At 66.6% G+C, this 10,701-nt stretch carries 8 protein-coding genes and 1 pseudogene; 6 read left to right on the top strand and 3 right to left on the bottom strand.

Annotated features, from left to right (window positions below):
* The first annotated feature begins 661 nt into the window (after positions 1 to 661).
* The 4 genes from ALLO2_RS22130 (at position 662) to ALLO2_RS22110 (ending at position 3,021) form a co-directional block, all read left to right on the top strand.
* The gene (locus ALLO2_RS22130) at positions 662 to 859 is read left to right on the top strand and encodes a ribbon-helix-helix protein, CopG family (protein WP_011435539.1); all 198 of its coding nucleotides are present in this window, start codon (positions 662 to 664) and stop codon (positions 857 to 859) included.
* On the top strand, positions 856 to 1,236 hold the full coding sequence (locus tag ALLO2_RS22125; protein WP_011435540.1) for a type II toxin-antitoxin system death-on-curing family toxin: 381 nt from the start codon (positions 856 to 858) through the stop codon (positions 1,234 to 1,236). The genes ALLO2_RS22130 and ALLO2_RS22125 overlap by 4 nt, the downstream gene beginning before the upstream one ends.
* A gap of 640 nt (positions 1,237 to 1,876) precedes the next feature.
* On the top strand, positions 1,877 to 2,575 hold the full coding sequence (locus tag ALLO2_RS22115; RefSeq protein ID WP_232235269.1) for a DUF433 domain-containing protein: 699 nt from the start codon (positions 1,877 to 1,879) through the stop codon (positions 2,573 to 2,575).
* A gap of 2 nt (positions 2,576 to 2,577) precedes the next feature.
* Entirely contained in the window at positions 2,578 to 3,021 is a 444-nt protein-coding gene (locus tag ALLO2_RS22110) for a hypothetical protein (protein WP_035734555.1), read from the top strand.
* A 102-nt stretch (positions 3,022 to 3,123) separates the two neighbouring features.
* Here the strand turns inward: ALLO2_RS22110 and ALLO2_RS22105 are convergent, their stop codons facing one another.
* Complete coding sequence (locus tag ALLO2_RS22105) at positions 3,124 to 3,852, bottom strand: tyrosine-type recombinase/integrase (RefSeq protein WP_011435544.1); 729 nt, start codon at positions 3,850 to 3,852, stop codon at positions 3,124 to 3,126.
* Positions 3,853 to 4,565: 713 nt separating this feature from the next.
* Here ALLO2_RS22105 and ALLO2_RS22095 point away from each other — a divergent pair.
* Positions 4,566 to 6,016 (top strand): annotated as a pseudogene (locus tag ALLO2_RS22095) (IS3 family transposase); the annotation flags it as partial.
* A gap of 100 nt (positions 6,017 to 6,116) precedes the next feature.
* On the opposite strand, the gene ALLO2_RS22090 reads toward ALLO2_RS22095, so the two are convergent.
* On the bottom strand, positions 6,117 to 6,962 hold the full coding sequence (locus ALLO2_RS22090) for a hypothetical protein (RefSeq protein ID WP_232235268.1): 846 nt from the start codon (positions 6,960 to 6,962) through the stop codon (positions 6,117 to 6,119).
* Positions 6,963 to 9,904: 2,942 nt separating this feature from the next.
* Positions 9,905 to 10,216 (bottom strand): hypothetical protein, encoded by a 312-nt coding sequence (locus ALLO2_RS22070; RefSeq protein ID WP_139168614.1) that lies wholly within the window; start codon positions 10,214 to 10,216, stop codon positions 9,905 to 9,907.
* Between the two features lie 206 nt (positions 10,217 to 10,422).
* On the opposite strand from ALLO2_RS22070, the gene ALLO2_RS22065 reads away from it, so the two are divergent.
* Positions 10,423 to 10,701, top strand: a 279-nt coding sequence (locus ALLO2_RS22065; RefSeq protein WP_035734556.1) for an IS5 family transposase, incomplete at its 3' end; no start/stop codon positions are given.

The following is a 10,701-nucleotide window of genomic DNA, read 5'->3' as shown; positions in this document are numbered from 1 at the left end:
CGGCCTGACCCTCTACGGAGTCCTCCGCACCCTCCAGGCCCTGCTCGCCGTCTGGACCGGCGCCTGCCCCACCTGCCAACGACCCTTCAACCCCACACCCAACGTCACACAACACCTATCCGGAGTCACCTAGCGAAGTCCTACTAGTATCGGCTAACGGACAGCGCGCCTCGCCCCGGGCTGATCCTCCTGGATCTCCGAGTCTGCCGTGAGGGGAAGGGTGCGCCCGGCGCGACGACGCCGGTGATGCGGCGGCCGAGCGGTGCAACTCGCGCAACACTCGCTGGTGGGCGAGGCATGGACCTTATGATCAAGCGCGGCTGGGGTCGACCCAACAAGACTCGAACCCACAGTCGCAGGTCGATGTACTGCAGCCATCGGCCTCGCTGGTTGCAGACCGCCCCATTGGGTAGTCAAGCCGCAGGTTATGGCATATGTCGATCTTCGTTGGCGTCGGTGAGTGCACCCAACCAGCACTAATGCGAACCTAAACCTGCAGGTCAACGGCCCGACCGTTTCCGTCGAGCCCGTCCACGCGAAGATCCGGCGGTCCGGCTACACGGCGATGCGAACGCCAAGAAGATCGGATAGGAACCGGGCGTCGCGACCATGGCGCGAGTCCCGGCGGCGGTATCAGCGGTGATACCGTCGGGTGGTGGCGATGACACTGCGCTTGACGGATGACGAGGCAGAGGCTTTGCGTCTGCGTTCGGAGTTGGAACAGCGGTCGATGCAGGAGATCGCCCGGGAGGCGATCCGGGAGTACATCGAGGCACACAGCCGGGCGGAACTGCTGGATCAGGTGCTGGACGAGGAGCTGCCGCGGTACGCCGAGGCGCTCCGCTGGCTCGGCGAATGATCTACCTGACGCTTCGCGAACTGCTGTACATCGCCGAGCGGGCCATCGGTTCCGATCCGGTGGTCAGGGACCACGGCCTGCTCGAATCCGCTCTCGCGCGCCCGCGGGCGACGGTGTTCGGCCGGGACGCCTATCCCTCTCTTGACGGCAAGGCCGCCGCGCTCCTGCATTCACTGGCTCGCAACCATGCCCTCGTCGACGGGAACAAGCGGCTCGCCCTTGCCGGTCTGATCGCCTTCTACGGTGTCAACGGCCGTCGCCTGACGCTGACCAACGACGAGGCCTACGACCTCGTGATGAGCATCGCGTCCGGTGTCCACGATTCCGTCGAGGACATCACCAAGATCCTTGAAGGGGCGACCCGGAGCCGTCGGTGAGGACCCATGGCCGTCCGGAACTTGTCAAGATTTTTAGGACAAGATTCTTTGTGAACTAGCCTGTGTTCCGTCCCTGTCGTGATCTCGGTCGAGGGATGACTTCTGATCGTTCGGGCACGCCGTCGGCTGGTTCGGCCTGGTCATCCGGCGTGTCATCCGGCCCGCCGGCCAGCACGCCGACGGGCTGTGATGATCAGCGGGGCACCGTAGTGCGCCATGGCCTCCTACAGGGCAGGTGGACAGTCCATCCCGCGCATGCAGGAGCCCGCGCCTAGCGTCCGCGGGGTGTCCCGCCGACCACGTGACGAGATCGTCACTATCGGGGACCTGGAAGACGCCGTAGACATCGATCAGCTCCGCGATCTCCTCGGACGCGGTTCCCGAAGTGGCGAGCGAGTCTCGCGCGAGTACGCCAGCCGCATCGCGAACGCGAAGGGCTTCCCCGACCCGATCTTGGATCATCCCCGGCTACGACTCTGGCATCGGGCCGACGTGGAGGCGTGGCTGGATCGGAACCGCCCCGGGTGGAGGGGTGAGAAATGACGCTCGGACGCGCTGCGTGAGCAAATGTCCGATATGAGCTACCCCGTTGGCGCGTCGAAGCGGGGTACATGCGACCGGAGGAAGCCATGATGTCGATGTGACTGTCACGGTGTTGGAACGTGAGATCTACTCGATGAGCGAGGCCGCTCACCTGCTCGCGGTGAAGCCTGCCCGGCTCCGGTCGTGGATCGACGGCTACACCCGTGGACAGACCCACTACGAGCCGGTGATCCGTCCCGAGCACACCGGCCGCGATCTGGTCACGTGGGGCGAGTTTGTCGAGGCCGGCTACCTGCATGAGTACCGCGTTCGCGNTGTTTCGCTACAGAGGATGCGGCTCGTCGTCCAGCGGCTACGGGAACGCTTCGGCGTGCCGTACCCGCTTGCGCACATGCACCCGTACGTCTTCGGCCGCGACGTGGTCATGGCGGTTCAGGAGGAAGTCGGCCTGGCGACCTCGCTGGAGATGGTCCGCGTCCACGACGGCCAGCTCGTGCTCGCGCCGAAGGCGCAGGACTTCTTTGCCAAGGTCGAGTTCGCTCCCGGCGACGGCAAGGGAGGTGAGGCTCTGCGGCTATACCCGGACCCCACCGGCCGGCAGGTGGTACTCGACCCGCTGCTCGGCTTCGGCGCGCCCGTCGTACGAAACACCCGCACCGCGAACCTGTACGAGCTGTGGGCTGCGGGCGACTCGATCGCAGGGATCGCCGAGGTCTACGAGCTCCCCGATGCTGATGTTGAGGCCGCGGTCCGCTATGAAGCGCGTCTCCGCGAGCAGGAAGAGACCGCAGCCTGAGCATGAACGCCGCCGCCGATCTCCAGGCGCGCTTCTTCGTCAACGAGAACACCCTGCCCCTGGGTAAGGCGCTCGCCGCGGTGCGAACCGACGTCATCCATCCCGGCCACAGACGTTGCCCGATCACGCTGGGGACGAAGGACGTTCGCTGGCTGCCCTACGTCGGCGAGGAAGGCCTGCTGCTGATCACGCGCGACAACATGATCCGGTGTCGCGCCGTCGAGAAGCAGATCTTCCTGGCCAGCGAGGTGAAGGGCCTCTTCTTGACCAAGAGCGGCAGCATGTCCCGGTGGGACATGCTGCGCATGGTCGTCCAGCACTGGGGCAAGATCGAGCCGCTGGTCGAGGAGAAGGGGCCCTTCTTNTACTCGCTGACCCAGGCCGGCGTACGGAAGCTGACGCTCCCGGTCCCGCAGGACCTCAGAGGGCAGGAGGACGAGTCGTGAGGTGAGGCGTTTCCGCTGGTGTCGGCGTGAACTACCGCTCGTCGAAAGAGGACGAAGTCCTCGCATGGATCGCCGGGCATCGGCACCCTCTGGACCCGCCGGCTAGCTGACGCGACGGGGGCTGATCAGCCGGCAGGCATCACCGAGGCCGAGGCGCTCGTGCTCGTTCTGAGCGCGCCGCGACCGGCCGGCGGCGCCGTAGCGGCGGACCATCTGCGTGGTGCTCCACCCCATGTGGTCGGCGAGGGTCTGCTCTCCGCCGCCGGCAAAGAGCCAGGCGTCGGCGAGCGCGTGGCGGAACAGGTGGGGGTGGACGTCGATGCCGGCCTCGCGGCCGCGGCGCCGTACCACCTGGTAGACGCCCGACGGTGTCATCGCGGTGCCTCGGCCGGCCAGCCACAGCGCGGGCAGAGTGGCATGTCGGTGGTGGCCGCGCCGCAGGTACCGGTTCAGGCTGAGCGCGGTCTGAGCGCCGATGGCGATGTGTCGCTGTCGGTCGCCCTTGCCGGTGACGAGCAGGCGCTTGCGGCCGAGGTCGACGTCGGCGACGGTCAGGCCGGCGACCTCGCTTCTACGGCCGCCCGAGTCCGCGAAGACGCGCACGAGCGCCTCGTCACGTCGACTGGTGAAATCCTTGCCCTTGCACACGGCGACGAGGGCGGACAGCTGGTCGAGTACGAGCAGCGGTTTCACCCGCTCGCCGATCTTGGGGGGCTCCATGCGCTCCATCGGCGAGGCGTCGAGCTCCTCCTCGGCGAGCAGCCACAAAAAAACTGCTGGAGCGAGCGGAACGCCTGATTCACCGTCGAGCCGGATCGTCCGTCCGGGCATCGCGGTGTCCGCTCGGTCGCGAAGGAGATCAGGAACTGTTCGACGTGCTGCCGGCTGATCTCGTCTGCCGCGCCCGGCCGGTATGTCGGCATCTGCTCGGCGCCGGCGTCCGCGGCCGCGCGCCGGGCCGCGCGCCGCTCGACGCCAGTCCGCGGCGGTGTCCAGCCGGCAGGCGCCGGCGGCAGTGCCGCGAGCCAGTTGACGAACGCCACGCCGGCCTTGCGCTACGCGGTCCGGGTCTCGACGCTGCGCCCGACGGTCTGCAGGCTCTGGTCCCATCCGTCGAGCAGGAGCCACCAGACGGGATCGACCCCAGAAATGATCTCCACTATGACAAAACGTTACCATCTCGGTCACCGCTGAGCTTGACGGATCAGACTGCAATTACTACGTTGCATGCCTGGTCAGTGCTGCGATGTGCACCCAACCAGCACTAATGCGAACCTAAACCTGCAGGTCAACGGCCCGACCGTGTCTGTCGAACCGGCCCACGCGAAGATCCGTCGAGCCGGCTACGCCGGCAACGCGAATGCCAAGACGACTGATAGAGGTTGATCGCTCCGGTCGCGCGGCACTCGGCGAATCCCGAACCCGACTCGGTTGCGATCACGGCTGCAAGGCGGCTCGTTGCCCTACCTGCCAAGATGATGTGAGACAGAGGTCATCGTCAGTCTAGGCTAGGTATGGCGGGNAGGGNGGGGNTGATCGTGGCGATGGTGCTGACGGCCGGGCGGGGCCTGGTCGATGATGGTCGGGTGGATGACGAGCCCGAGCGGCCGCGGCCTGACCCGGAGGTCGAGCCGAAGGCGAAGCGGCGGACGTTCACGGCGGAGTACAAGGCGCGGATTCTCGCGGAGTACGACGCGGCCGGGCATGGTGAGAAGGGCGCGATCCTGCGCCGGGAGCGGTTGTATTCGGCGCATCTCGTGGAATGGCGGCGCGCGGCGGAGGAAGGCCGGGCGGCGGCGTTGTCGAGGCCGCGTGGCCGGCCGGCAACGGACCCGCGGGAGAAGGAGATCGAGCAGTTGCGGGCGGAGCTGGCCCGGAAGGACAAGGAGCTTGAGGCGTCCCGTCGCGTGATTGATATCATGGGAAAAGCCAACGCGCTCTTGGAGGCGCTCTCCGAAAGCATTCCGGATCTTTCCCAGGAGTCGTCGCCGAAGGAGAACGGATAGCTGATGCGTGCACGGTCGAGTTGGCGGAGATCGTCGGTCCTAAGAACGCGTGCGAGCTGACGGGGCGGTCGCGGGCGACGTTCTATCGCCGGCACCGGCCGCCGGTGCCGGCTCCGCCGCGGCGGGCACCGAAGCCGTACCGGGAGCGGGTTCAGCCGCGGGCGCTGTCCGTCGAGGAACGGGCGCGGATTCTCGAGCTGCTCAACTCGGAGCGGTTCGCCGACGCGGCGCCGCAGTCGGTGTGGGCGACGCTGCTCGACGAGGGCGTCTACCTGGCCTCGTGGCGCACCTTCTACCGGGTCCTGGCCGCTGCGGGGCAGACCGGGGAGCGCCGGGCCCAGGCCACGCACCCTCCGCATGTGAAACCCGAACTGCTCGCGGAGGCGCCGAACCGGGTATGGACCTGGGATATCACGAAAATCAAGGGGCCGTCGAAACACAGCTATTTCTACCTGTATGTCATCCTCGATATCTTCAGTCGTTACGTCGTCGGCTGGATGCTGGCGCCGAACGAGTCGGGTGAACTGGCGAAGGAGCTCGTCACGCAGACCTGCGAGAAGTACGGCGTCGACACGCCGAGGCTGACGGTGCACGCGGACCGGGGTTCGTCGATGACGTCGAAGACGGTCGCGTTGCTCTACGCGGACCTTGACATCGTCCGGTCGCACTCGAGGCCGCGGGTCTCGAACGACAACCCGTACTCGGAATCACAGTTCAAGACGCTGAAGTACCGGCCCGACTTTCCTGACCGCTTCGGTACCATTGCCGAGGCGCGCCAGTTCTGCCGCGGGTTCTTCGCCTGGTACAACCATGAGCACAGACATTCGGGAATCGGCTATCTCACGCCGGCGGCCGTGTACTTCGGCCAGGCCGAGGCGGTACACGCTGCCCGCAGCCGTGTCCTCGACGTGGCCTACGCCGCGCATCCGGAACGGTTCGTGAACCAGCCCCCGGTCCCGCCGCCGCTCCCGAAGCCCGCCGGGATCAACCACACGCCGGATGACCAGGCCGAACCAGCCGACGGCGTGCCCGAACGATCAGAAGTCATCCCTCGACCGAGATCACNACAGGGACGGAACACAGGCTAGTTCACAAAGAATCTTGTCCTAAAAATCTTGACAAGTTCCGCCCGCGAAGAACTGGCGAATCCTCACCAGCCGTTACCGCAGCGACCTCGGCCGTATCGATGCCGACATCCAGGCAGCCGTCGGCCTCCAGAAAATCAACGAACAGCAATCCGAGCGAATACTGAGCTTCGAGAGAATCAAGAGAGTTTCTGAATAACTTCAGTGCCTCCGCGTCCCAGACCTCGAACTCGATGCCCTTGGCCGCCAGACGCTCCGTCTGCCGGGCGATCTCGTCGGCTAGCTCGGTCTGCACGGCCGGCAGGCTGGTGGCGTAGACGAAGACGTCACTCGCGGAGGCCCACGAACCGCCCAGGAAGTCCCCGACCGCCTTCTTCAGACCGGCCGCGGTCAGCTTGGCGACCCGCCGTGACTGCAGGCTCAGATAGCGCGGCGAGGCGCCGGAACCCGGGGGTGCATCCCCGGCCGGCGGCAGCCGAACATACAGGTCGATGCCCTGCTGCTTCTGGCCCCGGGTGCCGTACAGGCCACCCTGCGCACGGGCTTCCCGCGCCGACATCCGGCCGGTTTCCCGGTCGCCGGCCACGTGGTCCACGGCATGATCAACCTTGCCGCGCTCCAGAGCGAGCTTCAGGCACAGCCGCTCGAAGTTCTCCCAAGCCAGGCAGTCGAACGGCAGCACCTGCTCCCGCGTGTCCACCGGCGGAGCCAGCTCCTGCGCCAGCACCATCGTGCGCAGCCTCGGCGGCGGCGGCGCCCACGCCGCGGCGTCGGCCGGCGATGCGCCAGCGGCGGAACCGCTACCGCGTCGCTCCGGACCGCCTCTTGCGCCCTTCCCCGGATCGTTCACCCTCCGAGTATTCCGCCCGCGCAGGACGCCGCCGAAACGGCGTCAGGCGGGATCCAGAGCGGTCGGTCGCACAGGTGGCGCGGTCGGCAGAGAGATCCCATCGAACTTGGGCAAACCTGGCGTGCTTGCTACCAGGCCGCAGGTGACCGCACTGGCAGCGACGTGAAGCCGACCGGGGCCATGTGCCGCGAGAGTCCGGCCCCTTATATCCTAGATCATCACGGTCCGGGCTCGATCGTGTGGGATCGCGGTCGTCGCCAAATTTACTCGACGGACGGCCCAGCTCCAGAGGATGAGGAAATGATCTGTCAGTTCTGCGGTGCTGAGGCAACCCTCACCAAGGAGCATGTGATCCCAGCCTGGATATCGACCCTTCCCTCGTTCGTGGGCAAGGTGACGGTCAATTCTAGAGCCGGTGATTCAGGAAAGTCTAAGACTTTCAGTCTCAAGAAAATAGATCTCCAGGTGCGGATCGCCTGTGGCGACTGCAACGGCGGGNGGNTGAGCCGGCTGGNGAATTNTNTCAAGGNTTTTNTCGGGCCACTGTTGGAAGGTGCTCCGGTCAGCCTTGGGGCGGAGCGCCTCGGCATTCTTGCTCGCTGGTGTATCAAGACCGCTATCGCCGAGGTCAATACGTCGGGGTATGGCGCGATTTTGCCGACCGTAACCGCTCGCCAGTTGGCAGACGGCGACGCACCCACCAACGTGGCCGTGTGGATCAGCAGGTTCCACGACACCATGTACCACGATCGCCCCGTGCGGCTCCGGCCGAGGAAGCTGGACTGCACCGCCGACGGCGTCTACGTCGGGAGTCTGGTCGATTTCACGGCCGCCCTGGGCCCCTTCGTGATCAAAGTGGTGTTTGTGCCAGACGCGATCGCTCGTGGTCTGGAGGTGCTCGAATTCGACGAACCAAAGCCGCTTATTCCGCTATGGCCGAAGCCTGTAGCGGAATTATCCTGGCCGCCCGCATTCTCGTACTGCGAAGCCGAGCTGGTCGCTCTCAGTTTCGCGCTGGCGGGAATATCTCTGGTGCAACGGCGTGTGGACCCTCATTGCGTTGGTCCGGCGTGATCGTGTGGTTCCGAACCTCGGTCGCATGCGATGCGCCGAGGAACACTCGCCGGGTTGGTACCCGAGTGTGGGTGGATTGCATACCTGCGGCACGGCGCGGAGATCGCTTCAGGTGGCTCGCGCCAGGTAGACAGCGGCGACCGTCACTGGGGACACGAGGACTGACTGATCAGGGCTGCGGCGTTGCTGGCAGCATCGGTCCGTGGTGAGTTCCGGCCTGGTGGTCCCCGACGGGGGCGGTTACCGGCACTCGTACGAGATCCCGACCCCGGCGCGCCTGGCCGTGGTCTCCGGGCAGATTCCGGTGTCACCGCGGCACCGTGTCCGCTGGATTCGCTGCACAGTGCCGCCAGGCCTGGGCGAACGTGGCCGCGGCACTGTCGCACCACGGGATGGGCCTGTCCGGCCTGAAGGTGACGACCTATCTGTCCGACCGGCGGTACCGCGTACGAGAACTTCGCCATTCGCCGGGAGTTGCTGGGTGGGCATTGCCCGGCGCCGACGGTGATCGTCGCGGGTATCTATGACGAGGCGTGGCTCGTGGAGATCGAGGCACTCGCCGCGGTCTGACGGGCGTGGGTGGTCAGGCATGCCCGTGCCTGTGCTCGGCTACCGTCGCGTGATGCACACGATCAGCCCGCAGGACCAGGGCCGGCTTACGCAAGCTGTCGAGGCGCGGGAGACGGATGTTCAGCAGGCCAAGGCGATCATTCTTCGAGCGGTCGAGGGCGGCAGCGCTCTTGGGGCCGATGGGCTAGTCATCGCGGTTCTCACCGCCGCCGGAGCTGACCTCAATGCGTTTCGGACACCGGTCCACCCCCGGGAGCTCGGGGAAGACCCGCTTGACGCGGAGCTGCCGCCGCTGAAGCTCGCTCGAATCCGGGCGGCGGCACGCGAGGCACTCGCCGACCTGGTGGCGGCCGGAATCCTCACCAGCTGCAATACTCCTGGGACCCTCCCGGTGCAGGTCCACGACGGTGGCTACGGCACGACCGCGCAGCTCCCGTTGTCGGAGCCGCTGCTCGCGCCCGCATATCGAGTGGCCCGCCGATACCGCGGCGTGTCGGAGCTGGCGATCCTCGATCCGACTCTCGGCACCGATGGACTTAAGGACCTACTCGGCCCGCGCGGTCTGAAGGCTCTCGTGGAGGCCGTCGAGACCTTTCGGGCCGGCCGGTACTTCTCCTCCTCGAACATGCTCGCGCTCGCGAGCGAGGCGGCGTGGTTCTCCGTCGCGGAGACGATGCGCGCCGACAAGCCGCAGATCGACAAGCTCCTCGACGATCCCAAGACACCGGCGAGCACGCTCATCGAGCGAGTCGTTCCTGTGCTGAAGGACCTGGGAGCGAAGAAGAGCCGGGTCGACGAGCTGCACCGGTTCGCCGACAGCCTGCGCGGCATCAGGGACTATGCCCTTCNCCCCCGCGCGACGCTCGACTCCGACTACGAGGCGCGGTTCGCTGAGGCACCCGCCTATCTGCTTCTCGTCGAGGGGCGGCGGTACCTGCGCAATCTCCGGCAGGCGACCCTCGACGCCGGGCTGCAGTTCTAGGAGACCTCGACGGGGCCCGGCGACCAGGCCGGACGCTCCCGATCGGGAGGGCCCTGCAGAGCTGCGTGGTGGCCAGGGGCGTGGTCTCNGCCTGTTGCANTCCGCTCCTGCGTCCGTCGCACAGCCGTGCGACCGCGTCGTCGGAGGCGCCAGAATGCGAGCGCGGCGTCGGCGGTGGCGACACCCGCACCGCAGGCGTCACCGAGGTGCACCAGCGTAACGACGCACCCGCAGTCTCGCCCCGGCGCGCAGCCAGTCGCTGGCTACAACTAGAGGGGGGAGAGCGGTGAACTGCAGATGCTCGGTGATCTGGCCTCTAGGGCTCCGGTTGACTCCGCTGAAAACCTTGCCCGGTCTGAGGCTCTTTTCCGGAGTCCTTGAGACTGTTGTAGGACGCCTCAGGGAGGCGCACGAGCCTCGCTGAGGAGGTCGGGGCGCCCAGCATGGACAGCGCTGCGTTACCGACCGCGAGACTCAAGGCCACCTTCGGTAGCAGGGTGGCGATAGGTGTGCCCACCGCGGCCTCGTCGCCGAGCACCAGTGCGGTATCCAGCCCGGTCATGAGCGCAACGATCTCCGACGGTGGTTCCGGACCTTGCACTGCCAAATCGGCCATCGTCACGGTCACCGCACCCCCCGACATGCCTCTGCGTAAGGTATACGGAGCCCTGAGTCGACCAGGGGTCGGGCTGTGTCGTCAGTGGGAGGCGCGCTAGGCGTCCCAGATGTCAGTGGGCGTTCTGCACGCTTTCGCCGGGCCTCAGCTTGAGTTGATCTCTGGGGTGCGGAGTTGATCGTCTTGCGTTCGCCGGCTGGCGCGTTCTGCTGGAAGACATGGCAGAACGCAAGCCGTACCCCAGTGACCTGTCCGATGAGGCGTGGGACCTGATCCGCCCGGTCCTCACCGCGTGGAAGGCCCGGCACCCCTCGGCCAGCGGGCACGAGGGCGGCTACGACATGCGGGAGATCGTGAACGCGGTCCTCTACCAGGCCCGGACCGGCTGCCAGTGGCGCTACCTGCCCCACGACCTGCCCCCGACGTCCGCGGTGTACTACTACTTCGGCCAGTGGCGCGACGACGGCACCACCGAGACGATCCACGACCTGCTGCGC

Origin of the sequence: Frankia sp. Allo2 (assembly GCF_000733325.1) — a bacterium.
GTDB lineage: Bacteria > Actinomycetota > Actinomycetes > Frankiales > Frankiaceae > Frankia > Frankia casuarinae.
Note: the sequence above shows the minus strand (reverse complement) of the source record. Positions and strands in the feature narration are given on the sequence as shown.

Coding starts and splice junctions, on each gene's coding strand:
- ALLO2_RS22130 (WP_011435539.1), top strand. CDS start 662: ATGACACTGCGCTTGACGGATGACGAGGCAGAGGCTTTGCGTCTGCGT.
- ALLO2_RS22125 (WP_011435540.1), top strand. CDS start 856: ATGATCTACCTGACGCTTCGCGAACTGCTGTACATCGCCGAGCGGGCC.
- ALLO2_RS22105 (WP_011435544.1), bottom strand. CDS start 3,852: ATGCCCGGACGGACGATCCGGCTCGACGGTGAATCAGGCGTTCCGCTC.